We start from the raw sequence: 26,295 nt of genomic DNA on the forward strand, positions 1-26,295 counted from the left end.
CCCGACCCACGATTTGCCACTTTTGGCCGCTAAGCCCCGGGCTTAGCGGCCATTAGCGGCAAAAGGGCGATGAACGAAGTCAGTTCAACGACGACGACGGCGGGCCGGTTCCGGTGTCCACCCCCGTTCCGCGAGCGCTTTGCGGACCCGGGTGACGGCGCGCGGCTCCAGGCCGGGCGCGGGCACGTCGAGGTCCGCCTGGGTCAACACCACCACCCGCCAACCTGCCTCCCGCGCATTCTCGTCGCGGAAGATATCACTCCGTCGCTGGACAGCCGAGGCGTGATGCGCGCCGTCGTACTGGATGGCCACCCTCTCGCGCTCATAGGACATATCCGGGTCCTGGATCCAGCGGCCCATTTCATCGAACATGGGTACGTTGATGGCGGGCTCGGGAAGGCCGTAGCGGCGCAGCAGCAGCCTGACTTCCGTCTCCTTGGCTGAGTCTGTATTGGCCCGCAACAGAGCCCGGGCCCGCATGGACTTGCGGTAACCCGGCTTGCCCGCCTTGGCAGCCAGGAAGCCGTCCAGCTCGGCAAGGGTGGACAGCGGATTCCTCCGCCGAAGCAGGAAATCGCCGGCGACTACCAGGTCCTCGAGCCCAAGCATTCCGGCAAGATCGAACCAGGTTCGCAGCGGAGAGGTGCATTGCACGTGTTTTCCCGCTGTGATTTCCGCGGGTTCCAGATCCAGTTGGTGGCCGACAACTCCCATGCGCCGGAGGGCTCGCCTGCCCACGGGTAAGGTCAGGTGGATCTCGTCCCTGTTTCGGCAGGCCAAGGGCAAGGGAAATCCCCAGAGCAGCGCCGCCGAGAGGTGGCTGACAATTGCACCCGTGACCGCGCTGACGGCAGCGACGCGGAGCAGCAGGGTTTCCTCTGCTGCTGCTGAAACCCGTGCCCCGGTGCAGGGCCGCATGAGGTCGCCGGCGCGCAATCGGCGCCGTGTCAGGCCTGCTGACCGGGCCTGCTCCAGGGTGAAGGGCCGGTGGCGGAGGGCCTCGGGGAGCTCTGATGGACGGCGCATAGGAGCATTGTGTCCCGGCGGCGTGCGGGTACAGCGGTTATCCACAATCCGACGTCGATGTGGAGGACAAGTGAGGGTCCGGAATGTTTGGGCGGGCGGGCCATGCGCCGCTTTCTACTTGCGCCGCTCCATGACCTGGCCCTTTGCCACTTTTGGCCGCTCTGGGCGAGGTTTAGCGGCCAAAATCGGCAAAGGGGTGAGGAACCGCGGGCCGGAGGAGTGGCCCGGCAACGGTGCGAGGGCCTCGGGGCCCAGGGGCGACCGGGGGGAGAACCTACTTGACCTCGTCGGTGCCGTGCGCGTCGGTCTCTGGGTGGTGTGATTCTTCGGGGTGGTTGTCGCCACGGTGGTTGCCGTTCGGCTTCCCCTTGCCCTCAGCCGTGCCCGTACCGGAGGCTCCGCCGTTGGCGTTGCGTTCCTTGGCCTGGAGCTCTTCCTTGAGCTTCTTCAGGCGGTCGGCTTCAGCCTGGTTGCGGCGGCGGATTTCCAGGTTGCGCAGGAAGTCGGGGTCATCATCCGGCGCCGTCATGTGGCTGTACGACTGCGGGGCGGGGCGGCTTCCACGCGGCCGTCCGATGATGAACCACAGTGCCGCTCCCACCACCGGAAGGACAACCATGACGACGATCCAGGCTGTCTTGGAGATGCCCCTGGTGAGGTGCTTATCAGTCCGGATCACGTCCACGAGGCCATAGACGAATATGGCAAGAACGGCAACGGCGACCAATACACGGGGCATACCACCAGTCTACCGTCAGGGGCGCAGGCGCCGGACGGCTAAACTTGGACTGTGGCCTTTATGAAATACTCCCTCATCCGACTGGCACTCTTTGTGCCGCTGTTCGTGCTGTTCAGCGTCCTCCAGATCGGCATCCTGCTTGCCGCAGTGTGCGCCGGCCTGATCGCCTTTGCCATCAGCTACCTGTTCTTCCAGAAGCAGCGCGACGCCGCCACGGCCACCTTGCACGAGCGGTTCTCCGGCCGGGCCAAGCCCATTCGCAGCGCCGGAGAGGTTGAAGACGCAGACGCCGAGGACACCCTGGTGGACGCAAACCCGGACATCACCGTCCGTTCCGAAATCCCCCGCACGGAAGCGCCCCGCACGGAAGCCTGACCCTAGAGGCCGTGGCTGAGTACGAGGCCCAGGGAAAACAACACGCTGTAGCCCAGGTTGATCAGGCCCGTCTGCTTCAGGACCGGGATGAGGCTCTTGCGCTTCCGGCCGTTGATCATCAGCCATGACGGCATCAAGCTGGCGGGTATCAGCAACAGCACAATGAGCATCCACGGACGCCCGGGTGCCAGGACCACGACCAGCAGGATGGCGACGGCGAGCATCAGGACGTAGCTTTCGCGGGCGTGCTTGTCGCCCAGCCGCACGGCCAGGGTTTTCTTGCCCGCCTGCATGTCCGTGGGGATGTCCCGGACGTTGTTTGCCATCAGGAGCGCGCAGGCGATCAGCCCGGTGCCGATCGCGCCGATGACGGCAGGCAGGCTGATCTGTCCCGCCTGCGTGTAGGTGGTGCCGAGGGTCGCCACCAGGCCGAAGAACACAAACACGAACACGTCGCCCAGGCCCATGTAGCCGTAGGGGTTCTTGCCCCCGGTGTAGCCCCAGGCGGCCAGGACGCAGCCCAGTCCCACCAGGATCAGCCACCACGCCTGCGTGATGAGCACCAGGACCAGGCCGAAAAGCATGGCCGCGCCGAATGCGGCGAAGGCCGCACGCTTCACCATCTCCGGCTTCGCGGCGCCGGAGCCCACCAGGCGGAGCGGGCCCACCCGTTCCTCGTCAGTGCCGCGGATGCCGTCGGAGTAATCGTTGGCGTAGTTCACGCCGACCTGGAGTAGCAGCGCCACCAGTGCGGCCAGGATGGCGTTGAGGGGCTTGAACGCGTCCAGGTCGAAAGCCGCGGCGGTGCCGATCAGGACCGGTGCGATCGCAGCCGGCAGGGTGCGCGGTCGGGCGCCTTGGATCCATTGTGCGGCTGTGGCCACGGTCAGTACTCCGATGTGGTTCGTTGTTCGGTTCGGTCTGGCAGGGCGGGTTCCACCCGCCGAAAACGTGCCTGCTCCGGGATTCAGTCCGGAGGGGGCTTCTCTATTTTCCCTGATGCAGGGCGTCCAGCTGAACAGTCATGCCCAGCCGGTCCGGTTTGCCGTTGGGAAGCATCATGAGTTCGCGGGCCGCGAGGACGGTTTTAGGTGCCAAGGCACCCAAAACGCCCAGGGCATCGTGCCGCCCGGCGGTGAAGCCTTCGATGCCGGCGGAGGAGCTGTCCTCTACTGCGACGTAGGCGGCCACGGCCTGGCCCCACTCCGCCGAGGGCACGCCGGCCACAAAAGCCGCCAGCACGCCGTCGAGCTTTTCCAGCTCTGCCTGCACGTGCGTGGCGGAAACTTTCACGCCTCCGGTGATGATGACGTCGTCGGCCCTGCCCAGAACGGTGAGCTTGCCGGTGGCGTCAATGGCGCCGAGGTCGCTGGTGCGGTACCAGCGGACGCCGTCCTCCTCGAAGAAGGCGTCGGCAGTGAGGGCGGGCTCGTCGAGGTATCCGGCTGCCAGCGTGGCTCCGCCCAGCAGGATCCGGCCGTCCCCGTCCACCCGGGCCAGCACGTCCTCGAGCGGGAAGCCGTCGTACACGCAGCCGCCGCAGGTTTCTGCGGAGCCGTAGGTGGTGATCACCCGGGCGCCGGCGTCGCGGGCAGCGGCCAGCAGCTCGGGCGAGGCGGGCCCGCCGCCCAGCAGGATTCCGTTGAACCGGCGCAGGACGGCCAGCGTCTCGGCCGACGGCGAATCCAGCAGCCGCTGCAGCTGGGTGGGCACCAGCGAAGTGAAACGGATCTTGTCCGTGAGCTCCTGCGCCGCCGCGGTAAAGGCCTCCGGGGTGAATCCGTCGGAGAGGTCCATGGCCCACGGGCGGGTCCCGGCAAAGAGCGAACGGACCAGCACCTGCACCCCGGCCACGTACTGCAGCGGGAGGGCGAGCAGCCACTGGCCCTCGCCCTTGAGCGCGAATGCGGTTGCCACGGAGGACGCTGCCAGGGCGTCCACAGTGAGGACCGTCGCCTTGGGCGCACCCGTGGAACCGGAGGTGCGCACCACCACGGCGGCGTCGTCGAAGCCCGGCGTTTCCACAGCGGAGACCACAACGTTGCCGCCGGCGTCGGCGGAAAGTTCGACGGCGGGGCCCTCGCCATGGAGGGCGTCCGCCAGGGCCTTGAGCGCGGGTTCGATGTTCGGGGGCTGGGAAGTCACAGGGTGCTGCCTTCGTCAGTAGGGAGGGCTAGAAGTAGTACGGGAACTGCGACCAGTCGGGATCGCGCTTCTCGAGGAAGGCTTCCTTGCCCTCCACGGCCTCATCGGTCATGTAGGCCAGCCGGGTCGCTTCGCCGGCGAACACCTGCTGCCCGGCCAGGCCGTCGTCGGCCAGGTTGAAGGCGAACTTGAGCATCCGGATGGCCTGCGGCGACTGCCGGGCAATGTCCGCCGCGTACTCCAGGGCCACGTCCTCGAGCCGTTCGTGGTCCACGGCCTCGTTCACGGCGCCCATCCGCACCATGTCCTCGGCCGAGTATTCGCGGGCCAGGAAGAAGATTTCCCGCGCGGCCTTCTGGCCGATCTGGCGGGCCAGCAGGGCGGAGCCGTAGCCGGCGTCGAAACTTCCCACGGTGGCGTCCGTCTGCTTGAACTTGCCGTGCTGGCGGGAGGCAATGGTCAGGTCGGAAACCACGTGCAGCGAGTGCCCGCCGCCGGCGGCCCAGCCGTTCACGACGGCGATGACCACCTTGGGCATGGTGCGCATGAGCCGCTGGACTTCCAGGATGTGGAGCCGGCCGGCGCGGGCAGGATCGATGGTCTCCTTGGTCTCGCCCTCTGCATAGCGGTAGCCGTCCCGCCCGCGGATCCGCTGGTCACCGCCGGAGCAGAAAGAGTGCCCGCCATCCTTGGGCGAGGGCCCGTTGCCGGTGAGCAGCACGGTGGCCACATTGGGGGTCATCCGGGCGTGGTCCATGGCGCGGTAGAGCTCGTCCACCGTGCCCGGGCGGAACGCGTTCCGGACCTCCGGGCGGTTGAAGGCAATGCGGACCGTGGGGAGGTCCCGCAGCACTGCGCCGTCCGAATCCCGCTCCACCTGCCGGTGGTACGTCATGTCCTGGAAGTCGTCAAAGCCGGCCACGGTGCGCCACCGGGTGGGGTCAAAGACGTCGGATACCTTGGCTGGGAATACGTTGCTCACAGACCGAGTCTAGTAATCGCCTCAGCTGATGCAGAACTCGTTGCCTTCCGGGTCCGCCATGGTGTGCCACGAATGCGGTCCCTGGCTGGCGCTCCAGAGGAACGTTGCACCCCGCGCTTCGAGCTCCTGGCGGGCCACGTCCTTGTCCTTGCCTTCAAGGCGGACGTCCCAGTGCACGCGGTTCTTGACGGTCTTTTCCTCCGGTGCGGTCTGGAAGAGCATGCGGCGTGCGGGCGCCTTGGCGTCGATTTCTTCCACCGGGCGGATGGCCGCGCCGGAAGCCCAGACAAGCTTGCCGTGGTGCGACCTGGTCTCCGCTTCGGTGGCATAGCCCTGGTCGATCATGGACCGGATGAACGCCTCGTCCTGGGGCTCCACCGCCCAGTCCAGGGTTTCCGCCCACCAGTCGGCGAGCTCGTGCGGGTTCCTGCAGTCGATTGCTATCTGAATGTTGAGTCCCATGGGTCAAAACTACGACGCCGGCGTCTTCGCGGAAAGGGGCTGGCCGACGGTTCCGGGGCGGCTTGCGAAGGGGCAAAGAGGTCCGTGTGCGCGCTCACAAAGTCCGCACGTCGTCTTGACAGATTGTCATGACATGGGTCACAGTTGAGCCGGGAAAGGCTTTTCCTGAAGATGTGGCAATGGTGGCCCGGCGAGGCTTCGGCCCATCTATCCGTTCGTTCAGGATCTCCGGATCGATCACTCCGCAAAGATAGGACAGACCATTGTCAGAGCAGACAAGACTCTCCAACATCAGCCGCAGGCAGTTCGGACTGACAGCTTTCGGGCTGTCAGCACTTGCAGCCGGGCTCAGCGCGTGCGGAAGTAGCGGCGGGAGCACGGCCGACCCCTCAAAGCCCCTCCAGCTGATTCTTTCCGGTGACACCAACCAGGGCGGTGCCTTTGCCGCCGCTGCCAAGAAGTACAAAGAAGCCACCGGCATCACCATTGAAGTGGTTGACGTCCCTACGGCGGACATCGCCACCAAGCTGAAGAACGCCGCGACGGCCAACGACCTGCCGGCACTGGCGCGGGTCACCAGCATCGACCCGCTCTGGGTGAACCAGCTGCAGGACCTCTCTGACATTGCCAAGTCGCGCAACATCGAAGAGCAATTCCTCCAGGAATCCCCGGACGGGATCCTGCCGGCGATTCCCTCGGACCTCACCGCCGTCGGCCTGTTCGTCAACAAGAGCCTCTTCGAGAAGGCCGGCGTCGCCTTCCCGACCGCCATCGAGAACGCCTGGACCTGGGACGAATTCGTCGCCGCCGTCAATGAGGTCCGCGAGAAGGCCGGCGCCAAGTACGGCGTGGTCATGGACCGTTCCGGCCACCGTGTGCGGGCCATGATGTACGAATTCGGCAGCACCGCTTTCGCCAAGGAAGGCGATAAGTACGCCGCGGATGAGGAAGCCGTGGAAACCCTTGAGTACTTCCGGAAGATCAACGACGACAAGACCATGCCCAAATCCGTCTGGCTCAGCGGCGAGGACGGCAACGCGATGTTCAAGAGCGGCCAGGTGGCTGCCTACTACTCCGGCAGCTGGCAGGTTGCCGACTTCAACAAGAACATCAAGGACTTCGAATGGATGTCCGTGCCGCTGCCCAAGAAGAAGGTCAACGCCACCAACCTCGGCGGCGGCTTCATGGTCGCGTTCAAGGACACTGGACAGGACGCGGAAGCCAAGAAGTTCATCGACTGGTTCTACGATGACGCCAACTACACGGAGTTCGCCAAGCTCGGCGGCTACCTTCCGGTCAAGGAGCTGAAAGTCGAGTACCCGTTCCAGCAGGCCTCCTTCGAGCTGTACCAGAAGCAGATCGCCGGCAACGAAGCCAAGGGGGACAACGCCATCAAGCGCGTGGTTGCCGAGGCCTACGCGGAAACGCCGTTCACCGGAGATCCGCTGCGTGAGGAAACAGTGAAGATGCTCTCCGGCAGCCAGGACGCCAAGACCACGGTGGACAACATCGTGAAGCTCTACAACGGTGCCTGATCAGTGGCTAATCCAACCTTGACCTCCACGGTGGCGCCGGAGAAGCCCGGCACGGGCGCCGTGCGGAGCAAGTCCCAGCAGAAGCGTCACAACCGCTACGTGATTGCGCCGCTGGTCCTCATCGGCGTCAACGTGGTGCTCTTCCTGGTGTTCTTCGTCTGGCCCGGCGCCCTGGGGCTCATCTATTCCTTCACGGACTACCGCGGAGTCGGCAAGCTCAACTTCATTGGCCTGGCCAACTTCCAGAAACTCTTCGGGGACGGCACCTTCTACGCCGCTCTGACCCGGACCTTCCTCTACACCGTGTTCTCGGTTCCGCTCGTGTACGTGTCTTCCCTCGGAATTGCGGCCCTGCTGGTCAGCAAGGCCGTCAGGGGGCGGACCGCCGCGAAGGTAGTGATCTTCCTTCCCTGGCTGATCTCGCCGATCGTCGTAGGTGTCATCTGGAAGTGGATGTTCGGCCAGGACTTCGGCTTCATCAACTTTGTGATCTCCACAATGGGCGGAAGCCCGGTTCCATGGTCCAGCAACGGGAACCTGGCGCTGATGGTGGTCATCCTTGCCTCGGCCTGGGGCGGAACGGCCTTCAACATGCTGCTGTTCATCGCAGCCCTGAAGAACATTCCGGAAGCGTTGCTGGAGGCTGCCGAACTGGACGGGGCCAACGCCTGGCAGCGGTTCCGCCACGTGACGCTTCCCGGCATCGCCCCCACGTCGTTCATGGTGGTGCTGCTCTCAACCATCCATGCCATGAAGGAGTTCGCAATGATCCAGGCGCTGACTAACGGCGGCCCGGGCACGGAGAACACCCTGATCGTCCAGTACATCTACAAGACCGGCTTTGAGCAGTCCAAGGTGGGCTACGCAAGTGCCGCCTCCATGGTGCTGATGGTGATCCTGCTGGCTATCGCACTCATTCAGCTGCGCTTCAACCGGAAGAAGGGCTGACCCCATGGCGACAGCTACCAACCTGCCTGCCGATGCTGCCAAGGCACGGGCCAGGGTTTCCCGCCCGGCGGTCCCGCCGCGGAGCAACCGAAAGGCCGGAAGCGACAGGACCAGGATGTCCGCGCCCCTGACCGGCCTGCTGTGGCTCATCGTGGCCATTTACGCGCTGCCCCTCCTGTGGTTCCTCCTCAGCTCGTTCAAACCCGGAAGTGAACTGTTCAGCTATCCACTGTCCGTGATTCCCCGGGAGTGGACCTTCCAGGGCTTCGTCGACGCGTGGGAGCGGGTGGATTTTGCGCAGTACTTCCTGAACACGGCAACGGTGGCGCTGGTCACCACCGTGCTCACCGTGTTCTTCAGCGCCTGCACCGGCTATGCCCTGGCGAAGTACAACAACAAGGGCACCCGGCTGTTCTTCGTCTGCATCCTGGCCACCACCATGCTGCCCACCGAGGTGATCCTGAACCCCACGTTCACAGTGATCCGTGACCTGGGCCTCTACAACTCCCTGGCCGGCATCATCGTCCCTTCCGTCCTCACGGCCACGGGCGTCTTCATGTTCCGCCAGTTCTTCCTGACGGTTCCGGATGACCTGCTGCACTCGGCCCGGATCGACGGCGCCAGCGAGCTCACCATCTTCTTCCGGATCATGCTTCCGCTGTCCCGGCCCATCCTGTTCACGCTGGCCATCTTCTCCTTTCAGTGGCGATGGAACGACTACATCTGGCCGCTGATCGTGCTGAACGATCCCAAGTGGTACACCCTCCAGGTGGCGCTGCGGAGCATTGTGGGCGCGGAAAACATCGACTGGCCCGTACTCCTGGGCGCCTCGGTGATTTCCATCCTGCCTCTCGTCCTGGTGTTTTCCGTATTCCAGAAGTACGTCCTCAATGCCGACGTCAGTGCCGGCCTGAAGGACTAGGACCTTGCGCTTTATGAAAGGCGAGACTTTGCCGACAGCATCAACCGACCTCGACTTCAACCGGGCACTCGTGCACGAATCGGACCGGTACGTCCGGGCACTGCTTGAAATGCACGACGGCGACGTTGCGGCGCTTCCGCACCGCGCTGCCATGAGCCGGCTGCTGGCTCTGGTGACGGTCTACACGGAACCGGGATCGGAGCACCGGGGTTCAGCGGAGCTACCGGCCGCCATGGCCGGTTGCGTTGCCCGCCTGGAGCACCTGCAGGGACCCGGTGGCCTGTTAGACGGCACCAACCTGAGCTCGCCGCCGGACTCCGCGTTCACCATCAACGATGCCTGCATGGCGCTGGAAATCCTGGCCTCCGCCGGAGGCGAGGGGCCGGCCGACGCGCTCGCGGACGTCGGACGCCGGCTGCGTGCCGTCGTCGAACGCATCAGCAATGCGCTGGTCGCCGGGGGAGTGCATACGCCCAACCACCGCTGGGAGCTCTGCGCGGCACTTGCCAGGATCCATTCGCTTCAGGAGCGCGAGGGCCGGCCCCGGCCGGGGATAGCGGAACGCATCGGGCAGTGGCTTGCCGAGGGCGTGGACCAGTTGCCGGACGGCATGTATTCCGAACGGAGTCCGCTGTACGCCACGGCCGTCAGCAATCCGTCGCTGCTGGCCATTGCCGACTACGCCGACCGGCCCGAGCTGCTGGAGCACGTCCGCCTTAACCTGGAGGCCTTCCTGCCATGGTTCAACCCGGACGGCACCGTTGAGTCCCTGTTCTCCCGGCGGCAGGACCAGTGGGCCGCGTTCAACGGCGAGGCCTTCCAGCTGCTGTACCGCCGGCTGGCGAACCAGGACGGGCGGGAAGACTTTGCCGCCGCGGCAGCCTGGTTGCAGCAGTTTCCGCTGTTGGAACCGGCCACGGCGCTTGCCAGGACCCGGCTTGATCCGTGGCTGCCGCAGGAGCTTCCAGGCGGCGCCGCTTCTCGTTACCCGGGCAGCGGGCTCCCTGCCGCTATGTCACCTGAGCGCGCAGAGCTCCGGACGTGCGGGATCCACCGGTTCCACGGATCCGGAAAAATCGTCACGGTCTACGGCGGCTGCGATGAACTCGATCCGGGCGTGGTCTCCGGGCTGTCCAGCAACCCCACGTTCCTTCGATACGCCCATGGCGGCGCGGTCCTCAGCGACGTCAGGTTGTCACGCAGCTTCTTCGACCTCGGTCCGTTCAGGAGCCAGGAGACCGTCAGTAACGGCACCGGAGTGTCCCTCTCCGAAACGGTGGAAGCCAACTTCTACCTCCCTCTCCCGCCGGAGAAGCGACGGGCGGACGGCATCTACGCACTCGAACACGAGGGCCGGTTCAGTGCCAGTATGGATTTCAGCTGCCGGCCGACGGTTGTCCACCGCCTGAAGACGGACGTTTCGGTTCATGTTTCAGGGTCCGAGGCGGCCGTGGAAGTACGCTTCGACGGCGCGGACACGTCCTTCGCACTGGAACTGACCTTCCGTCCCGGCGGTGTGCTGGAAGGTGTGGAGCCGTTGGCGGTCCCGGGAACCTTCCAGCTGACGGGCCGGACAGGCCGATACACCGTGGGCGGGGACGCCATTGAGTTCGGTCCGGGAACCCCGCATGACGCTGACTCCCCCGCGGGCTACAACCCGGGGGAGGGGTACCGGTATCTCGGGGGAACCAACGCCACGGAGGGATTGAAGGTGTACATCACCGGCCGCACCGCCGGCTCGCACCGGCTCACCCTGCGTGGGGTGTCCGGAGACGCTGCGGCGGACGACTAGGGCTGGACCTGCTGCAGCTGTTCCATCAGTTCGGGCGGGATGGCGTAGATGAACACCACGGCCAGCAGGTTCTTTGCGGCGTGGACAAAGTAGGAGAACATCAGGTTCTTTCCGGTCCACACGTAGACGAAAACCAGGGTGGCGCCCATGGCGAGGTATGGCATCAGCACGGGCAGGGTCAGGGTTTCCTGGCCCACGATGTGCAATGCCGCGAAGAGGAAAGTGGACAGGACGCAGCACACCCAGATGTTCACCCGCCGGCTCAGCTTGCCGATCAGCAGGTGGCGGAAGATGTACTCCTCCACGAACGGGCCCACAATGACCAGCAGGGGCACGATCAGCCACGGCGGAACCTGCTGGACGAGTGCCTGCACGTTGGCCTGGTTGGCGGAGCCCTGCACGGGCCCGGTAAGCGCCACCAGGATGGCTGTCAGGATCAGCATGGCCACCACTGCCACCGGGATCATGATGAGCGTGAACCAGGGCCTGGTGGCCAGAACGCGCAGGTCGCGGGAGGCAATGCGGCGGGCGGCGGCCACGGCCAGGATGCCCACGCCGCCGTAGAACAGCAGGTTGACCGAGTACACGGCCGTGGTGGGGTTCGGGGACAGCTGGAGCAGCAGCGGCTGCAGCAGCGGGCCCGCAACGGCAAAGAGCACCGCGACGGCCACGTACAGCCCCACGGTGGTGTAATCGAGCGCAGAGAAACGGTAGAGCTCCGGCTGTGGCGCCGGGGAATTGCGGACAGCTGTTCCCATGGGTCCAGCCTAGCTTCCCCAACTGACTGGCAGCTGACGTCGTGAAAACGGCTAATGGCGACGTTAAGTGCGAGTCAGTTGGGTGGGGCGGGATCCCGGCGTTGCAGCGGACTTACGGCGCCGGGTAGAATGTTCGGTATGCCTAAATTTCTGTTTCGGTGCGCCAAAGTAGTCCGCCGAACCGGGGTCCTTCGCTCTGCTGGAGCCGCCGTCGTCGCCCTTTTCCTGTGCCTGTCACTCGCCGCGTGCGGGGGTGCTGCCCCTGGCCAGGGGCCCGGGGATGAGAAGCCTGTCGTGCTGACCACCTTCACCGTGTTGGCCGACGTGGCGCAGAACGTGGCAGGGGACAAGCTGCAGGTCGAATCCATCACCAAGGCGGGCGCCGAAATCCACGGCTACGAGCCGACGCCCGGAGACATCCGGAAGGCCTCCAAGGCGGACCTGATTCTGGACAACGGCCTGAACCTGGAAGCCTGGTTTGCCCAGTTCGTCGAGGGCCTGGATGTTCCGCACGCCGTGGTGAGCGAGGGGGTGCAGGTGATGTCCATCAGCGAGGACTCCTACCAGGGCAAGCCGAACCCGCACGCGTGGATGTCGCCGGTGAACGTGCAGATCTACGTGGACAACATGGTGAAGGCCTTCTCCCGGCTCGATCCGGACAACGCGTCCACCTTCGAAGCCAACGGTGCGGCTTACAAGGCCAAGCTGCAGGCCGTCAAGGACGAGATGGTGCAGAAGCTCGCAACCGTCCCCGAGGCCCAGCGTGCCCTGGTGACCTGCGAAGGCGCCTTCTCCTACCTGACGCGCGACGCCGGCCTCAAGGAGGTCTACATCTGGGCCGTCAACGCCGAGCAGCAGGCCACGCCGCAGCAGATCGCCCGGGCCATCGAATTCGTCAAGGCCAACAAGGTCCCGGCCGTCTTCTGCGAGTCCACGGTGTCCGACGCCCCCATGCGCCAGGTGGTGGGAGCCACGGGAGCGAAATTCGGCGGGGTGCTCTACGTCGATTCCCTGTCCGAAGCGGACGGTCCCGTGCCCACGTACCTGGACCTGATCCGGCACGACTCCAGGATCATCACCGAAGCACTGGCGGGGGCGGCATCATGAGCAGCCCGGCAATCCTGGTTGAAAACGTCACGGTCCATTACGGGGAGGTCCTCGCGCTGGACGCCGCGTCCCTGACCTTGGACACCGCCCGGATCTGCGGCCTGATCGGCATGAACGGCTCCGGCAAGTCCACGCTGTTCAAGGTGATCATGGGAATGATCAAGCCCGACGCCGGCCGCGTCCTCATCAACGGAGCGTCACCGGCCAAGGCCCGCAAGGAAGGGGGAATCGGCTACGTCCCGCAAAGCGAAGACGTGGACTGGCAGTTCCCGCTGTCCGTCCGCGACGTGGTGATGATGGGCCGCTACGGGCACCAGGGCTTCACCCGCCGACCCTCCAAGGCCGACCGCGAAGCCGTCGACCTTGCGCTGGACCGGGTGGAACTGTCCGAGTTCGCGAACCGGCAGATCGGCCAGCTGTCCGGCGGCCAGAAGAAGCGCGCGTTCGTGGCGCGCGGCATTGCCCAGGGTGCCACCATGATGCTCCTGGACGAGCCGTTCGCCGGCGTGGACAAGCGCTCCGAAGCCACCATCACGCGCCTGCTGAAGGAACTCGCCGCGGACGGCTGCACCATCCTTATCTCCACCCACGATCTCCACGCCCTGCCGCAGCTCTGCGACGAGGCGGTGCTGCTGATGCGCAAGGTCCTCATGCACGGCCCGCCCGAGGTGGTGCTGCAGCCGGAGCACCTGGCCATGGCCTTCGGCCTCGACGTCCTCAACCGGGACCTTCCAGCCAAGGACCTTCCAGCCACGGACCTTTCCCAGCAACAGGGCAGGAATTAAGCCATGGACCTCTTCGACATCGTGCTGGAACCCTTGAGCTACGACTTCATGGTGCGTGCCATCATCACCACCGCGCTCGCCGCCGTCGTCTGCGCCGTGCTGAGCTGCTGGCTGGTGCTGATCGGCTGGTCGCTTATGGGCGACGCCGTCTCCCATGCCGTGCTGCCCGGCGTCGTGCTGGCCTATATCGTCGGGGCGCCGTTCGCGCTCGGGGCCCTGGTCTTCGCCCTGATCGCCGTCACCCTGATCGGGGTGGTCCGGAACACCAGCCGGGTCAAGGAGGACGCCGCGATCGGCATCGTCTTCAGCTCGCTGTTCGCCCTGGGCCTGGTGCTCATCTCCGTCACGCCGAGCCAGACCGACCTCAACCACATCATCTTCGGCAACCTGCTGGGCGTCAGCATTCCGGACCTCATCCAGGTGCTGGTGCTGGGCGTGGTGGCGTTCGCCATCCTGATCCTCAAGCGCCGGGACCTTACGCTGTACGCCTTCGACCCCACGCACGCCCACGCCATCGGCCTGTCGCCGAAGCGGCTGGGGGCGCTGCTGCTGGGCCTGCTGGCGCTGACCTCGGTGGTGGCCCTGCAGACCGTGGGAGTCGTGCTGGTGGTGGCCATGCTGATCATCCCCGGAGCCACGGCATACCTGCTGACGGACCGCTTCTCCCGCATGCTGGTGATCGCACCCGTGATCTCGGCGGTGTGCTCGATCACCGGCATCTACCTGAGCTACTACCTGGACACCGCCTCGGGCGCGATGGTGGTGCTCACCCAGGGTGTGGTGTTCGCCGCCGTCTACCTCTTCAGCCCGCGGCAGGGGCTGATCGGCACCCGGCTGGCGAAGGCCCGCCGCAGGAAAGCGGTGGCACTCGCCGTTTGACCTTCGCCGCTTGGGAAGCAAATGTCCGACGGCGGCACCCCGCTTCGGCGGGAATGCCGGCGGCAGCGCCCGCCGGACTGTGCACGCTTGACGTTGGGCCCCGGGCCGGGCAGGCTGGACGGATGAAGTCTTAAGAGGCAGCGCCGGAACGCTGCATGGCATCACGCTGTGCACCGGCCGGACAGGCGCTGCGCACCGGTACCAAGGCCCCGCAGAGACCCCCGACACCGTTCGGCCGGAGTCTCCGGCGCCACACTTCGGACCCGCGAGGACTTCCTTTGACTGAACATCTTTCCCTGACCGGCGTCACCCATGGCTACGGCGACCGCCGGCTTTTTACCGACGTCCACCTCGCCATCGGCGCCGGTGAACATGTGGCCGTCGTCGGCGAGAACGGCGCGGGAAAATCAACCCTGCTCCGCATCCTGGCCGGGCTCGAGGCCCCGGACGAAGGCACCGCCGCCAGCCACGGCCGTGTCGGCTACCTTGCCCAGACCACGGGCCTGCCGCCGAAATTCACCGTGGGCGACGCCGTCGACCACGCGCTGGCCTCACTCCGCGCCCTGGAGGCGGAGCTGGACCGCCTGGAAGCCGGCCTGGCCGATGCTGACGAGGAGCAGCTGGAACGCTACGGCAACCTGCAGACCCAATACCAGCTCCGGGAAGGATATGCCGCGGAGTCGCGGGTGGAGGCGGCACTTGACCGCCTTGGCCTGGGCGGGCTGGACCGGAAGCGGACGCTGGGTTCCCTCTCCGGCGGTGAGCAGCACCGGGTGGCGCTGGCCTGTGTGCTCGCTGATCCCGCGGACGTCCTCCTCCTGGACGAGCCCACCAACCATCTGGACTCCAGCGGAACGGCCTGGCTCGAGGCGCGGCTGGCCGCCCACCGGGGGACCGTCGTCGTGGTTTCCCACGACCGGGCGCTGCTGCGCACGGTGGCGTCATCCATCATCGAAGTGGACGCCGAGCGGTGTGCCGTCAACCGCTACGGGAACGGCTACGAGGGGTACCTGCGGGAGAAGGCGGCCGAGCGTGAACGCTGGGTGCAGCAATACCGCGGCTGGCTGGACGCGATGGCCGCCGAACGCCTCCAGGCGGACACCGTAGCCGGGAAGATGGGCTACGCCCGCCGCCGCGACGGCGACAAAATGGGCTTCGACTTCAAAGCCGGCACCTGGCAGCAGGCGGCCAGTAGCAAGGTCCGCAACGCGCAGGAACGGCTGCGCCGGCTCGAAGCCAGCCCGGTGGACCGCCCGCCGGTTCCCCTGAAACTGGCAGTGGACCTCCAGGGCGCTGCCGGGGACGATCCCAGCGCCACCGCCGGCCCCGGTGAGAGCGAAGGCCCCGCCCTGGAAGCCTGCGGCGTGGAGGTGCGCGGGCGGCTGGAACGGACGGATTTCCGGGTGGAGGCCGGCCAAAAGATCCTGATCACGGGCCCCAACGGTGCCGGTAAGTCCACGCTGCTGTCCGTCCTCGCGGGCACGCTGGAGCCGGACGCGGGCACGGTGGCACGGCACGGCCGGATCGGCTATTTGCAGCAGGAACTGGAACCGCCGCTGCGCCCCGGGCAACGGCTTCTTCCGGCCTTCGTGTCCGGCCTGGGCGGCAACATTGACGAGCATGCCGAGGCACTGCTGCGGCTGGGCCTCTTCCGGACCACCGAATTCCACGTTCCGGTTGGCAGCCTTTCCGCCGGTCAACAGCGCCGGCTGGCCCTGGCCCGGCTCCTGCTGGGCGGCTATGGAACGATGCTGGTTGATGAACCCACCAACCACCTGGCGCCCGTGCTGGTGGAACAGCTGGAAGCGGCACTGTCGGAGTTCGGCGGAACGCTGATCATGGTCAGCCACGACCGGGCGCTGGGGGAGTGGTTCAGCACCTGCGCGGCACGCGGGGCCGGGAGCTGGCTGCGGTACACCATGCGGGACGGCGCGCTCGTTTAGCTCCGGGGCCGTGGCGGGCCGCGGAAGGCGGTCCCAAAAAACGGTGAGATTTGCGTTAAGGGATCGTTACTCCCTGCGCGCCGGGCCGAAACAACTGCGGAGCAGGATGGAAGGGAGTCAGTGATTCCCACGCTCAAGTAGCACCCGCGCGGTCCGCCGCCGGGCCTACCCAGCCGGCCGAAAGGATCCGTCCCGTGATCACCAAGAACCTTTTCCTGCAGGGCGTCTTCCCGTTTGTGGGAGCCGGACTCGAAAAGCCCGTTCCCATCCACCGGGAGCTCGCGCACTTCGTTCCGGACGGAATCATCAACCAGACCCTCTACTTTCGCGGCGGCAACTCCAGCTCCGAGCTGGTCACCGTGGTCCTTATGCGCGACGGCGTGCCCATGCGGTATTTCCCCATCGGCGCCAAGAGCGACGTCCACGTGCCGCTCCGGGTGGTGGAGGACATCGAGGGCGGCTCCGTGATCGAGGTGTACCTCCTGGCGGCCGACGGCGTAACGGGCTTCGTGGTGATCGACCTGGGCATGGTGGAACACTGATGACAGCCACCCTCGGCAATCGCCAGCGCGGTCCCCTCCCGAAGGGCAAGGTTCCGCAGGGCAAGGTCCCGCAGGGCAAGCCGAACGCCCGCCGTCGGCTGGTGGTGATCGGCAACGGCATGGCCGGTGCCCGGGCAGTGGAGGAAATCCTGGCCCGCGGCGGCGCCGAACAGTTCACCATCACCATGTTCGGCGACGAACCGTACGGCAACTACAACAGGATCATGCTCAGCCACGTCCTCTCCGGAGAGGAAAGTGACGCGGACATCTTCCTGAACTCCCTGCACTGGTACCAGGACAACAACATCACGCTGCACGCCGGCGTCCGGGTGGAGCGGATCGACCGCTTCACCAAGTACGTCTTCGCCAACAACGGCCACGTGGTCCCGTACGACGTGCTGATTATCGCCACGGGGAGCCAGTCATTCATGCCGCCCATGGACGGCCTCTACACCCCCAGCGGCTCGATCAAACCCGGCGTTTTCACGTTCCGCACCATTGATGACACCCGCAACATGGTCCAGCATGCGCGCAACGGGGATGACCCGGACAGGGAGCGGAGGGCGGTGGTGATCGGCGGCGGCCTGCTGGGCCTGGAAGCCGCGCGCGGGCTCCAAAGCCATGGCATCGACGTCGACGTGGTGCATTCCGGCGGCCACCTCATGAATGCCCAGATGGGGCCCGACGGCGGAGCCATCCTCCGCCGAAGCGTGGAGGCCCTCGGAATCAGGGTGCATACCGGAAGCCGCACCACCGCGGTCCTGGGCACGGATAAAGTCACGGGCGTCCGGCTGCGTGACCAGCCGGATATCGGCTGCGACATGGTGGTGGTGGCCGCGGGAATCCGGCCCAACGTGGACCTCGCCGTGCTCAGCGGACTGCACGTGGAACGCGCCATCGTGGTGGATGACCAGCTGCGGGTGGTGGACGAGGACGACATCTATGCGGTGGGCGAGTGCGTCCAGCACCGCGGCGAGGTCTACGGCCTGGTGGCCCCGCTGTGGGAACAGGCCGTGGTGCTCGCCGACCACGTCACCGGCAGTGACACTTCCTCGGCGTACCTGGGCTCCCGGATCGCCACGAAACTCAAGGTTGCCGGCGTCGAGGTCGCGTCCATGGGCCTGCACGGTCCGGAGCGGGACACGGACGAGCACATCGTGTTTTCCGAGCCCAGCCGCGGCGTGTTCAAGTCGATCGTCATCCGGGACAACAAGATGGTGGGCGCCACCCTTCTCGGCGACAGCCGCAAGGTGGCCTACCTGACCCAGGCGTTCGACAAGGGGCTGCCCCTGCCGGAGGAGCGGATCGCCCTGATGTTCGACCTCGGCGGTCCCGCGGAGGAGCAGGGCGTGGCCGAACTCGACGACGACGCCCAGGTCTGCAACTGCAACGGCGTCAGCAAGAAGTCACTCGTGGACGTGGTTAAGGGCGGGTGCAACACCGTGGCCGGAGCCATGGACGCCACCCGGGCAGGCAAGGGCTGCGGTTCCTGCAAGCTGCTGGTGAAGCAGGTGGTGGAATGGGCTGCCGACGGCGCGGTGGAGGAGGACCCCGCCGCCAGCTACTACGTGCCGGGCATTCCACTGGACAAGCCCTCGCTGATGGCGGCCATCCGCAAGCAGGGACTCCGCTCCGTGTCCTCCGTGTTCGCCGCGCTGGCACCGGGCCGCGCGGAGGACGCCAAATCCAAGATGGGCCTCGCCTCACTCATGAAGATGATGCTTGCGGACCAGTACATCGACGAGCGGGACGCCCGGTTCATCAACGACCGCGTCCACGCCAACATCCAGCGCGACGGCACCTTCTCCGTGGTTCCGCAGATGAAGGGCGGCGTGACGTCCGTGCAGCAGCTGCGCCGGATTGCCGACGTCGCCGAGAAGCACAGTATTCCGCTGATCAAACTGACGGGCGGGCAGCGCATCGACCTTCTGGGTGTGCCCAAGGAGGACCTGCCGCAGGTCTGGGCGGACCTGGACATGCCCTCCGGCTACGCGTATGGGAAGAGCTTCCGCACCGTCAAGACCTGCGTGGGCAAGGACTTCTGCCGCTACGGCACCGGCGACTCCACCAAGCTGGGCATCGAGATCGAATCGCGGTTCCAGGGGATCGAGGCGCCAGCCAAGCTGAAGCTGGCCGTCTCGGGCTGCCCGCGGAACTGCGCTGAGTCGCTGGTCAAAGACGTGGGCGTGGTGGCGGTGGAAGGCGGCCGCTGGGAGATCTATGTCGGGGGAGCGGCCGGCGCCCACATCCGCAAGGGAGACCTGCTGGCCACCGTCGAGGACCCCGAAGAGGTCAAGGTGCTGACGGGCCGGTTCATGCAGTACTACCGGGAGAACGCCAACTGGCTGGAGCGGACCTACTCGTTCGTGCCGCGGGTGGGCATTGACCGCATCCGTGCCGTGGTGGTGGACGACGCGGAAGGCCTCGCAGCCGGACTGGACGCCGCCATGCAGGCGTCCGTGGACAGCTACGTGGATCCCTGGACCGAACGGGACGATCCGCTCACGCCCGGGCAGTTCCGCACCTCGCTGCCGCTCACGGTGCTTCCCCAGGTGCCGGTCCGATGAATGCCGGCCGCAATCTGGGCCCCGTCAGCCAGGTTCCCTTCGGGGAGGGGCGGGCGTTCGGCGTGGACGGCGAGCAGGTAGCCGTGTTCCGGCTCCGCGACGGCAGCCTGCGGGCGCTGTCCGCTGTCTGCCCGCACAAGGGCGGTCCGATCGCGGACGGCACCATCGATCAGGACGTGGTCCTGTGTCCGCTGCATCAGAACGCCTTCAGGCTGGACACCGGGTGCTCCACCACCGGCGCCGAACCTCTGACCAGCTACGACGTTCAAATCGACAACCATCAGAATATTATTCTGCGAATCTCCGCTAGGTAGCTAAATTAATTCGGCATATTCCGTTCCTGCTGTTGTCTGCGTCACTGACGGTTACGCGGGCCTTGTAAACTGGGGAGGCCGCGCGACCTTCGACGCCTTGCGAGTTTTTGTCCAGATAATTGCCCCAAACGGGGGATAAACCCGAATTATCTGGACAAAAACTCTGCGTTCCTGAGCCGGCCATACCCCGACCCACAAGGAACAGTTGTGCCACAAAGTACCCCAACAGAACTTAAGAGCCCGACGGCGCAATCCGCCGTCGTCGACTCCACCCTCAGTGCCGAGGGCTACAAGAAGTCCCTAAGCGGCCGCCAGGTCACCATGATCGCCATGGGCGGCGCCATCGGCGTCGGCCTCTTCATGGGTGCCGGCGGACGCCTGGCCTCTACGGGCCCCGCGCTGATTTTCTCCTACGCCATTGCCGGCGTCATCGCTTACCTGCTGATGCGTGCCCTGGGCGAGCTCATCATGTACCGCCAGACGTCGGGCTCGTTCGTCAGCTATGCCGGCGAAATGTTCGGCAAGAAGGGCGCGTATGTGTCCGGCTGGATGTACTTCATCAACTGGGCCATGACCGGCATCGCCGAGCTCATCGCGATCGGACTGTACTTCCAGTTCTTCTTCCCGAACGTGCCGGTGGAACTGACCGCCATCGCGGCCCTGCTGCTGCTCGTGGGCGTCAACCTCATGAGCGTCAAGGCGTTCGGTGAGTTCGAATTCTGGGCGTCCTGCCTCAAGGTCGGCGCCATCCTCATCTTCCTGGCCGTGGGCACCTTCATGGTGGTCACCAACGCCCAGGTGGGCGACGGCAACGCCTCGGTCAACAACCTCTTCGCAGCCGAAGGCGGGATGTTCCCCAAGGGCGCGCTGGTGATGATCCTGGTCCTGAACGCCGTGATCTTCGCCTACAACGGTATTGAGCTCGTCGGCATCACGGCCGGTGAAATGCAGGACCCCGCCAAGGAAGTGCCCAAGGCAATCCGCGCCGTGGTCTTCCGCATCGTGGTGTTCTATGTCGGTTCGGTGACCCTGCTGGCCATGCTGCTGCCCTCGGACCAGTACGTGGCAGGCACGTCGCCGTTCGTCACCGTGTTCGGCCAGATGGGCCTGGGCTGGATGGGCGATGTCATGAACATGATCGTCATCACCGCCGCACTGTCCTCCTGCAACTCGGGCCTGTACTCGATCGGCCGGATCTTCCGCACCATGGCCAACAACGGACACGCTCCGGAGTGGCTGACCCGGATGTCCAAGAGCCACGTGCCGTACGCGGCCATCCTGGCTATCGGCGCCGTCTACCTGGTCGGCATCCTGCTGAACATCTGGCTGGGCGGCTCGCACGCCTTCGACCTCGCGCTCAATTCCGCGTCGATCGGCGTGATCTTCACCTGGGGCGCCATCTTCGCCAGCCAGATCGCGCTGCGCAAGACTAAGGGCAAGGTTTCCTCCCTGCCCGCGCCCGGCGGAACCTGGAGCAGCTGGGCCGGCCTGGTTGCCCTGCTTGCCATCACCGTGCTGATCGGCTTCGACACCATGACCAGCAAGACCGGCGAGGTTTTCCACCTGGGCCTGTGGACCCTTGCCACCATTCCGTTCTTCGTTCTGGTGCTGTGGCTCGGCTGGCAGAAGGTCAAGGACAACGAGCCGAAGAGCGAGCTCTTCAGCTAACGCTGTTCACCCAAGCAGTACGACGACGGCAATGACGACGACGGCAGCGGTCACCTCACGAGGTGGCCGCCGCCGTCGTTCGCGCCCGGTACTTCAGGTGTTAGTCCTTCAGGTGTTTGGCGAAATGGTCTTCGATCCGTTGCCAGGCTTCGGCAGCCGCTTCAGGATCCGGCTTGATGCCCATCACCCGGAACAGCGGGCGGAGGAGCCGGGGGCCCTCCTCGGCGTCATTCATGAAGGCGTGGCCGGCGCCGTCGAATTCCTTGATGTCGTGTTCGACGCCGAGCCCCTCCAGCGTCGCTTCGAGTTTCGCTGCTGCTCCGGGCAGGGTGCGGTCCGCCTTGCCGAAGTTGCCCACCACGGGGCACGCGCCCGCCAAGGCTTCCTCCGGATTCTTCGGCAGCCTGCCGTAGTTGACGGCGGCAGCGTCGAAGCCCTTGTTGGCGAGGAGCAAGGCGAAGCCGCCGCCCATGCAAAATCCGATCACCCCCACCTTGCCGTTGGTGCGGCCGGACTTCTCCAGCCAGGCCTGCGCAATGGCCAGGTCCGTGAAAGCCTGGCCGGAGCCGGACGCCATCGACCGCATGGTGGAGACTATGCAGCGCCGCATGCCGCCGTTGCTGAAAAGGTCCACCGCCAGCGTCAGGTAGCCGGCGGCTGCCAGCCGGTCCGCCTGGCGGCGTGAAATGTCGTTGAGGCCGAATGCTTCGTGGATCATCAGGACGGCGGGGAACGGGCCCGGTCCCGCGGGTTCAGCCAGGTACCCGCGCAGGTTCGGGGAGCCGGTTCCGGCAGCGCCTGCGGGCGTGGCCGCGTTCCTTCCGGCGCCGCTGAGGTCGATGATCGTCATGGTGCGGACCTTCCGTTGGCGGTTGCTGTCCACCCGAGAATCTCACAAAAACGGCGGGCATCCCCCAAAGGAATGCCCGCCGTTTTTTCCAAGACAGTGGCCGTGGCCGCCGCCTAGGGTGCATTAGTCTCTTTTGAACTCGTCCTTCACGTTTTCGCCAACTTTCTTGGCGTCGGCAACAACCTGGTCCTTCTGACCCTCTGCGCGCAGACGGTCATTGTCCGTGGCGTTGCCGGCCGCTTCCTTGGCCTTGCCGCCAAGGTGCTCTGCTTCGTTCTGAATTTTGTCTCCGATACCCATGGTGTGTTCCACCTCTCGTTTCCGGTAAAAAAACTAAGCACATTCACCCTAACACGAAGCATACTTACTAAATCAAGCGGGCTGGAGCGGCACCCCTCCGCCACTTTGGCCCCGCCGCCACTTTCGCCGCGTCCGCACAGCGGGCCGGAGCGGCACCCCTCCGCCACGTCGCGTCCGCACAGCGGTCAGTGCAGCGTCGCCGCCGACGCTTGTCGGCGCTCCCGGATAGGCTCGAAGGCATGGACCACAAGACCACGCTCACGCATCACGTCAATGCCAGTCCGGACAAGGTCTGGGCCGTGATCTCGGACATCCCGGGCTCCGCCGCCACCCTCTCCGGAGTCGACTCCGTCCAGATGCTCAGCGAGGGCGGATACGGCGAAGGTACCCGGTGGAAGGAAACCCGGACCATGATGGGCCGGGCGGAAACCGTCGAAATGTGGGTGTCCCAGGCTGAGCCGCCGTCGCCCACGCGGGCCGGAACCACCACGGTCAAGGCGCTCCAGGGCGGTGCCGACTACACCACGCGGTTCATCCTTGCCGGGCGGGACGGCGGGACCGACCTCACCTTGACCTTCGGCGCCCGGATGGCCAGGGCCACTTTCCTGAGCAAGGTCATGCTGGCCCTTTTCGGCAGGATCGGCATGAGCATCACCCGGAAGGCGCTGGCCAGGGACGTCGCCGAGATTGCAGCGAAGGCCGAGTCCCTCTGATGGCGGACGGTCGCGCGGCAGGAAGGGCACCCAAGGCGCCCAAGGTGACGGCCCCCAGGCTCTCCCCGGTCAGGCTGGAGGAGCTGCGGGACGAGCCCGCACCGGACCTCCAGCGGGGCGAACGGTACGACGGCCTCAGGTTCAGCCGTGCCGATGCCGACGGCCTCGAGCTCAGCGGCACGGACTTCGCCGAGTGCGCCTTCGACGGGGTCTCCTTCAACGAGACGCAGCTGCGCGGCGCGACGTTCCGGGACTGCATCCTGGCCGAAATGTACGCCCCGGTGCTGACCGCGGCGCGGGCTACGCTGCGGGATGTGGAGATCGGCAATCCCCGGTGGGGTTCGGCGGAGCTGTACGAGAGCGGCTGGACGTCGGTGCGGATCGACGGCGGGAAGCTGGACTACGTGAACCTGCGCGGCTCCAGGCTGACGGATGTGCAGATCAGCGACTGCATCATCAACGAGCTGGACCTGGGCTCGGTGACGGGGATCCGGGTGGCGCTGAAGAACTGCACCATCGGCACGCTCGATCTCGCCGGCGCCAAGCTCAAGGACTTCGACCTGCGCGGCACGGACTTCCGCACCATCAGCGGACTCGGAAGCCTGTCCGGTGTAGTGATCGACGACTACCAGCTGAGCCTGCTGGCCCCGCTACTGGCAGCCCACCTCGGCGTCACTGTCCTCTAAATATGCTGGAGTTTTTGTCCACTTATTGCGTCCAAAAGCGCTCTTATCTCGCGATAAGTGGACAAAAACTCAAGCAGCAGGATGGGACCTTGGTTGACCCCTTGCGGCCGCAGTGTAATCTTTATAGAACGAACGGTCGGTAAATTAGTCGCCAGGCTCTTGCCGCCGCAGATGACATTGCCGTTAATCGCGTGAAGGGTGTTTCCATGGCCTCAGCAGTAGCAGGACCGCAGGCATTTTTGGTAGGCGGTGCCCGCACACCGGTGGGCCGCTACGGAGGCGCGCTCTCCGCTGTACGACCCGACGACCTTGCCGCCCTGGTGGTCCGCGAGGCCGTCTCCCGCGCAGGCCTTGACCCTGATTCCATCGACGAAGTGATACTCGGCAACGCCAACGGCGCCGGCGAGGAAAACCGCAACGTGGCCCGCATGGCCACCCTGCTGGCCGGGCTTCCCCTCCACATTCCCGGCATCACGGTCAACCGGCTTTGCGCCTCCGGCCTGAGCGCCATCATCATGGCCAGCCAGATGATCAAGTCCGGAGCGGCGGACATCGTCATTGCCGGCGGCGTGGAATCCATGAGCCGGGCACCCTGGGTACAGGAAAAACCGCAGACGGCGTTCGCGAAGCCCGGCGCCATCTTCGACACGTCCATCGGCTGGCGGTTCGCCAACCCGCTGTTCCAGAAGGGCGAGCTGTCCCGGGACGGCAAAATGACCTACTCCATGCCGGAAACGGCGGAGGAAGTGGGCCGGGTGGACGGCATTTCCCGCGAGGACGCCGATGCCTTCGCGGTCCGCTCCCACGAACGGTCGCTCGCGGCCATCGCCGCCGGCCGGTTCAAGGATGAGATCGTCCCGGTGACGGTGAAGACCCGCAAGGGCGAAACAGTGGTTGACACGGACGAGGGCCCCCGCGCCGGCACCACCATGGACGTGCTCTCCGGACTCCGCCCCGTGGTCAAGGGCGGCTCGATTGTCACCGCCGGCAACTCCTCCACGCTGAACGACGGCGCCTCCGCCATCATCGTGGCGTCCGAAGCGGCCATCCAGAAGCTGGGCCTCACCCCGCGCGCCCGCATCATCGACGGCGCCTCCGCCGGCTGCGAGCCCGAGATCATGGGCATCGGCCCCGTCCCCGCCACGCAGAAAGTGCTGGGCCGGAGCGGCTACAGCGTTGGCGACCTCGGCGCCGTCGAACTTAACGAAGCGTTCGCCACCCAGTCGCTGGCCAGCATGCGCCGGCTCGGGCTGGACCCGGAGATTGTGAACCGCGACGGCGGTGCCATCAGCCTGGGGCACCCGCTCGGTTCCAGCGGCTCACGGATCGCCATCACCCTGCTGGGGCGGATGGAACGCGAGGACGCCAGGATGGGCCTCGCCACCATGTGCATCGGCGTCGGCCAGGGCACCGCGATGCTGTTGGAGCGCGTGTAATGACGGCCCCGGAAAGCGCGAACGGACACTTGGGCACCCTGGACTTCCGCACCCTCCTGGTCGAGGAGCGGGACGACCGCGTGGTGGTGCTCCTCAACCGCCCCGAGGTCCGGAACGCCATCGACCAGCAGATGGTGGACGAACTCCACGTCGTCTGCGCCGCGCTGGAGCAGAACCCCAAAGTGCTCATCATTGCGGGCACCGACGGCGTCTTCGCCTCGGGCGCGGACATCGCCCAGCTGCGTGACCGGCGCCGGGACGATGCCCTGCAGGGCATCAACTCCACGATCTTCGTCCGGATCGCGAAGCTGCCCATGCCCGTGATCGCCGCCCTGGACGGCTACTGCCTGGGCGGGGGTGCGGAGCTGGCGTACGCCGCGGACTTCAGGATCGGGACGCCCAGCGTCCGAATCGGCAACCCGGAGACCGGCCTGGGCATCCTCGCAGCTGCCGGCGCCAGCTGGCGGCTGAAGGAGCTGGTGGGCGAACCCGTTGCAAAGCAGATCCTGCTGGCTGGCCTGGTGCTCCGCGCCGAGCAGGCCCTGGCCGTCAACCTCATCACGGAGATCCATGAGGCGCCCGTGCTGATGGACGGCGCGCATAGCCTGGCGGACCGCATTGCGCGGCAGGATCCGCTGGCCGTGCGGATCACCAAGTCTGTGTTCCACACCCCCGCCGAGGCGCACCCGCTGATCGACCAGCTGGCACAGGGGATCCTGTTCGAATCCCAGGCGAAGTTCGACCGGATGCAGGCTTTCCTGGACAAGAGAACAGATAAGAAATCTGCCAAGAATTCAGATCAATCAGACGGGACGAAGTAA

At 65.9% G+C, this 26,295-nt stretch carries 26 protein-coding genes; 17 read left to right on the top strand and 9 right to left on the bottom strand.

Features of this window, described 5'->3' with window-relative positions; translation table 11 throughout:
• Nucleotides 1-84: 84 nt before the first annotated feature.
• Together JOE31_RS06035 and JOE31_RS06040 are read right to left on the bottom strand one after the other, a co-directional pair.
• Nucleotides 85-1,026 (bottom strand): hypothetical protein, encoded by a 942-nt coding sequence (locus JOE31_RS06035; protein ID WP_209742593.1) that lies wholly within the window; start codon nt 1,024-1,026, stop codon nt 85-87.
• Nucleotides 1,027-1,300: 274 nt separating this feature from the next.
• Nucleotides 1,301-1,765 (bottom strand): PLDc N-terminal domain-containing protein, encoded by a 465-nt coding sequence (locus JOE31_RS06040; protein ID WP_209742594.1) that lies wholly within the window; start codon nt 1,763-1,765, stop codon nt 1,301-1,303.
• Between the two features lie 60 nt (nt 1,766-1,825).
• On the opposite strand from JOE31_RS06040, the gene JOE31_RS06045 reads away from it, so the two are divergent.
• Complete coding sequence (locus JOE31_RS06045; protein WP_209748184.1) at nt 1,826-2,140, top strand: DUF4229 domain-containing protein; 315 nt, start codon at nt 1,826-1,828, stop codon at nt 2,138-2,140.
• Nucleotides 2,141-2,142: 2 nt separating this feature from the next.
• On the opposite strand, the gene JOE31_RS06050 is transcribed toward JOE31_RS06045, so the two are convergent.
• The 4 genes from JOE31_RS06050 to JOE31_RS06065 all read right to left on the bottom strand — a co-directional run bounded on the left by JOE31_RS06050 (nt 2,143) and on the right by JOE31_RS06065 (nt 5,729).
• On the bottom strand, nt 2,143-3,024 hold the full coding sequence (locus JOE31_RS06050) for a 1,4-dihydroxy-2-naphthoate polyprenyltransferase (protein WP_209742595.1): 882 nt from the start codon (nt 3,022-3,024) through the stop codon (nt 2,143-2,145).
• Between the two features lie 103 nt (nt 3,025-3,127).
• Nucleotides 3,128-4,285: an AMP-binding protein gene (locus tag JOE31_RS06055; protein WP_209742596.1), complete on the bottom strand. Its 1,158-nt coding sequence runs from the start codon at nt 4,283-4,285 to the stop codon at nt 3,128-3,130.
• A 28-nt stretch (nt 4,286-4,313) separates the two neighbouring features.
• Nucleotides 4,314-5,267 (bottom strand): 1,4-dihydroxy-2-naphthoyl-CoA synthase, encoded by a 954-nt coding sequence (locus tag JOE31_RS06060; RefSeq protein WP_209742597.1) that lies wholly within the window; start codon nt 5,265-5,267, stop codon nt 4,314-4,316.
• A gap of 21 nt (nt 5,268-5,288) precedes the next feature.
• The gene (locus JOE31_RS06065) at nt 5,289-5,729 is read right to left on the bottom strand and encodes a VOC family protein (protein WP_209742598.1); all 441 of its coding nucleotides are present in this window, start codon (nt 5,727-5,729) and stop codon (nt 5,289-5,291) included.
• Nucleotides 5,730-5,992: 263 nt separating this feature from the next.
• On the opposite strand from JOE31_RS06065, the gene JOE31_RS06070 reads away from it, so the two are divergent.
• The 4 genes from JOE31_RS06070 to JOE31_RS06085 are packed head-to-tail and all read left to right on the top strand — an operon-like array spanning nt 5,993 to nt 10,926.
• Nucleotides 5,993-7,264 carry an ABC transporter substrate-binding protein gene (locus tag JOE31_RS06070; RefSeq protein ID WP_209742599.1) on the top strand — a complete coding sequence of 424 codons (1,272 nt, stop codon included), beginning with the start codon at nt 5,993-5,995 and terminating at the stop codon, nt 7,262-7,264.
• A gap of 3 nt (nt 7,265-7,267) precedes the next feature.
• Complete coding sequence (locus JOE31_RS06075) at nt 7,268-8,212, top strand: carbohydrate ABC transporter permease (RefSeq protein ID WP_209742600.1); 945 nt, start codon at nt 7,268-7,270, stop codon at nt 8,210-8,212.
• Nucleotides 8,213-8,216: 4 nt separating this feature from the next.
• Nucleotides 8,217-9,134 carry a carbohydrate ABC transporter permease gene (locus JOE31_RS06080; RefSeq protein WP_209742601.1) on the top strand — a complete coding sequence of 306 codons (918 nt, stop codon included), beginning with the start codon at nt 8,217-8,219 and terminating at the stop codon, nt 9,132-9,134.
• A gap of 28 nt (nt 9,135-9,162) precedes the next feature.
• Nucleotides 9,163-10,926 carry a hypothetical protein gene (locus JOE31_RS06085; protein ID WP_245199004.1) on the top strand — a complete coding sequence of 588 codons (1,764 nt, stop codon included), beginning with the start codon at nt 9,163-9,165 and terminating at the stop codon, nt 10,924-10,926.
• Here JOE31_RS06085 and JOE31_RS06090 read toward each other — a convergent pair.
• Nucleotides 10,923-11,684, bottom strand: coding sequence for a CPBP family intramembrane glutamic endopeptidase (locus JOE31_RS06090; protein WP_209742603.1), 762 nt, complete (start codon nt 11,682-11,684; stop codon nt 10,923-10,925). The two genes, JOE31_RS06085 and JOE31_RS06090, sit on opposite strands and share 4 nt — an antisense overlap.
• Before the next feature lie 138 nt (nt 11,685-11,822).
• Between JOE31_RS06090 and JOE31_RS06095 the strand changes: the two genes are divergently transcribed.
• The 8 genes from JOE31_RS06095 to JOE31_RS06130 all read left to right on the top strand — a co-directional run bounded on the left by JOE31_RS06095 (nt 11,823) and on the right by JOE31_RS06130 (nt 21,489).
• A complete protein-coding gene (locus JOE31_RS06095; RefSeq protein ID WP_209742604.1) occupies nt 11,823-12,791 on the top strand; it encodes a metal ABC transporter substrate-binding protein in 969 nt (322 codons plus the stop codon).
• Complete coding sequence (locus JOE31_RS06100; RefSeq protein ID WP_209742605.1) at nt 12,788-13,576, top strand: metal ABC transporter ATP-binding protein; 789 nt, start codon at nt 12,788-12,790, stop codon at nt 13,574-13,576. Before JOE31_RS06095 ends, JOE31_RS06100 begins: the two co-directional genes overlap by 4 nt.
• A 3-nt stretch (nt 13,577-13,579) precedes the next feature.
• Entirely contained in the window at nt 13,580-14,455 is an 876-nt protein-coding gene (locus JOE31_RS06105) for a metal ABC transporter permease (RefSeq protein ID WP_209742606.1), read from the top strand.
• A gap of 278 nt (nt 14,456-14,733) precedes the next feature.
• The gene (locus tag JOE31_RS06110) at nt 14,734-16,398 is read left to right on the top strand and encodes an ABC-F family ATP-binding cassette domain-containing protein (protein ID WP_209742607.1); all 1,665 of its coding nucleotides are present in this window, start codon (nt 14,734-14,736) and stop codon (nt 16,396-16,398) included.
• Nucleotides 16,399-16,592: 194 nt separating this feature from the next.
• Nucleotides 16,593-16,940: a molybdopterin oxidoreductase gene (locus JOE31_RS06115; protein ID WP_209742608.1), complete on the top strand. Its 348-nt coding sequence runs from the start codon at nt 16,593-16,595 to the stop codon at nt 16,938-16,940.
• On the top strand, nt 16,940-19,507 hold the full coding sequence (gene nirB, locus JOE31_RS06120; protein ID WP_280872649.1) for a nitrite reductase large subunit NirB: 2,568 nt from the start codon (nt 16,940-16,942) through the stop codon (nt 19,505-19,507). The genes JOE31_RS06115 and nirB overlap by 1 nt, the downstream gene beginning before the upstream one ends.
• Nucleotides 19,504-19,821: a Rieske (2Fe-2S) protein gene (locus JOE31_RS06125; protein WP_209742609.1), complete on the top strand. Its 318-nt coding sequence runs from the start codon at nt 19,504-19,506 to the stop codon at nt 19,819-19,821. The genes nirB and JOE31_RS06125 overlap by 4 nt, the downstream gene beginning before the upstream one ends.
• Nucleotides 19,822-20,028: 207 nt before the next feature.
• Nucleotides 20,029-21,489 carry an amino acid permease gene (locus JOE31_RS06130; protein ID WP_209742610.1) on the top strand — a complete coding sequence of 487 codons (1,461 nt, stop codon included), beginning with the start codon at nt 20,029-20,031 and terminating at the stop codon, nt 21,487-21,489.
• A gap of 100 nt (nt 21,490-21,589) precedes the next feature.
• On the opposite strand, the gene JOE31_RS06135 is transcribed toward JOE31_RS06130, so the two are convergent.
• Together JOE31_RS06135 and JOE31_RS06140 are read right to left on the bottom strand one after the other, a co-directional pair.
• Nucleotides 21,590-22,339, bottom strand: a complete 750-nt coding sequence (locus JOE31_RS06135) for a dienelactone hydrolase family protein (protein ID WP_209742611.1) — start codon at nt 22,337-22,339, stop codon at nt 21,590-21,592.
• A 123-nt stretch (nt 22,340-22,462) separates the two neighbouring features.
• Entirely contained in the window at nt 22,463-22,639 is a 177-nt protein-coding gene (locus tag JOE31_RS06140) for a CsbD family protein (RefSeq protein ID WP_011693098.1), read from the bottom strand.
• Between the two features lie 239 nt (nt 22,640-22,878).
• Between JOE31_RS06140 and JOE31_RS06145 the strand changes: the two genes are divergently transcribed.
• From JOE31_RS06145 to JOE31_RS06160, 4 genes are all read left to right on the top strand, one after another.
• Nucleotides 22,879-23,352: an SRPBCC family protein gene (locus JOE31_RS06145; RefSeq protein WP_209742612.1), complete on the top strand. Its 474-nt coding sequence runs from the start codon at nt 22,879-22,881 to the stop codon at nt 23,350-23,352.
• Nucleotides 23,352-24,038, top strand: coding sequence for a pentapeptide repeat-containing protein (locus JOE31_RS06150; protein ID WP_209742613.1), 687 nt, complete (start codon nt 23,352-23,354; stop codon nt 24,036-24,038). The genes JOE31_RS06145 and JOE31_RS06150 overlap by 1 nt, the downstream gene beginning before the upstream one ends.
• A gap of 206 nt (nt 24,039-24,244) precedes the next feature.
• Nucleotides 24,245-25,474 (top strand): thiolase family protein, encoded by a 1,230-nt coding sequence (locus tag JOE31_RS06155; protein ID WP_209742614.1) that lies wholly within the window; start codon nt 24,245-24,247, stop codon nt 25,472-25,474.
• Nucleotides 25,474-26,295, top strand: coding sequence for an enoyl-CoA hydratase/isomerase family protein (locus tag JOE31_RS06160; protein WP_209742615.1), 822 nt, complete (start codon nt 25,474-25,476; stop codon nt 26,293-26,295). Before JOE31_RS06155 ends, JOE31_RS06160 begins: the two co-directional genes overlap by 1 nt.

Origin of the sequence: Arthrobacter sp. PvP023, from assembly GCF_017832975.1 — a bacterium.
GTDB lineage: Bacteria > Actinomycetota > Actinomycetes > Actinomycetales > Micrococcaceae > Arthrobacter.

What these genes read in the sequence shown, in the direction of transcription:
- JOE31_RS06035 (WP_209742593.1), bottom strand. Translation starts at nt 1,026, where the DNA reads ATGCGCCGTCCATCAGAGCTCCCCGAGGCCCTCCGCCACCGGCCCTTC.
- JOE31_RS06040 (WP_209742594.1), bottom strand. Translation starts at nt 1,765, where the DNA reads ATGCCCCGTGTATTGGTCGCCGTTGCCGTTCTTGCCATATTCGTCTAT.
- JOE31_RS06045 (WP_209748184.1), top strand. Translation starts at nt 1,826, where the DNA reads ATGAAATACTCCCTCATCCGACTGGCACTCTTTGTGCCGCTGTTCGTG.
- JOE31_RS06065 (WP_209742598.1), bottom strand. Translation starts at nt 5,729, where the DNA reads ATGGGACTCAACATTCAGATAGCAATCGACTGCAGGAACCCGCACGAG.
- JOE31_RS06080 (WP_209742601.1), top strand. Translation starts at nt 8,217, where the DNA reads ATGGCGACAGCTACCAACCTGCCTGCCGATGCTGCCAAGGCACGGGCC.
- JOE31_RS06090 (WP_209742603.1), bottom strand. Translation starts at nt 11,684, where the DNA reads ATGGGAACAGCTGTCCGCAATTCCCCGGCGCCACAGCCGGAGCTCTAC.
- JOE31_RS06095 (WP_209742604.1), top strand. Translation starts at nt 11,823, where the DNA reads ATGCCTAAATTTCTGTTTCGGTGCGCCAAAGTAGTCCGCCGAACCGGG.
- JOE31_RS06100 (WP_209742605.1), top strand. Translation starts at nt 12,788, where the DNA reads ATGAGCAGCCCGGCAATCCTGGTTGAAAACGTCACGGTCCATTACGGG.
- JOE31_RS06105 (WP_209742606.1), top strand. Translation starts at nt 13,580, where the DNA reads ATGGACCTCTTCGACATCGTGCTGGAACCCTTGAGCTACGACTTCATG.
- nirB (WP_280872649.1), top strand. Translation starts at nt 16,940, where the DNA reads ATGACAGCCACCCTCGGCAATCGCCAGCGCGGTCCCCTCCCGAAGGGC.
- JOE31_RS06125 (WP_209742609.1), top strand. Translation starts at nt 19,504, where the DNA reads ATGAATGCCGGCCGCAATCTGGGCCCCGTCAGCCAGGTTCCCTTCGGG.
- JOE31_RS06135 (WP_209742611.1), bottom strand. Translation starts at nt 22,339, where the DNA reads ATGACGATCATCGACCTCAGCGGCGCCGGAAGGAACGCGGCCACGCCC.
- JOE31_RS06140 (WP_011693098.1), bottom strand. Translation starts at nt 22,639, where the DNA reads ATGGGTATCGGAGACAAAATTCAGAACGAAGCAGAGCACCTTGGCGGC.
- JOE31_RS06145 (WP_209742612.1), top strand. Translation starts at nt 22,879, where the DNA reads ATGGACCACAAGACCACGCTCACGCATCACGTCAATGCCAGTCCGGAC.
- JOE31_RS06150 (WP_209742613.1), top strand. Translation starts at nt 23,352, where the DNA reads ATGGCGGACGGTCGCGCGGCAGGAAGGGCACCCAAGGCGCCCAAGGTG.
- JOE31_RS06155 (WP_209742614.1), top strand. Translation starts at nt 24,245, where the DNA reads ATGGCCTCAGCAGTAGCAGGACCGCAGGCATTTTTGGTAGGCGGTGCC.
- JOE31_RS06160 (WP_209742615.1), top strand. Translation starts at nt 25,474, where the DNA reads ATGACGGCCCCGGAAAGCGCGAACGGACACTTGGGCACCCTGGACTTC.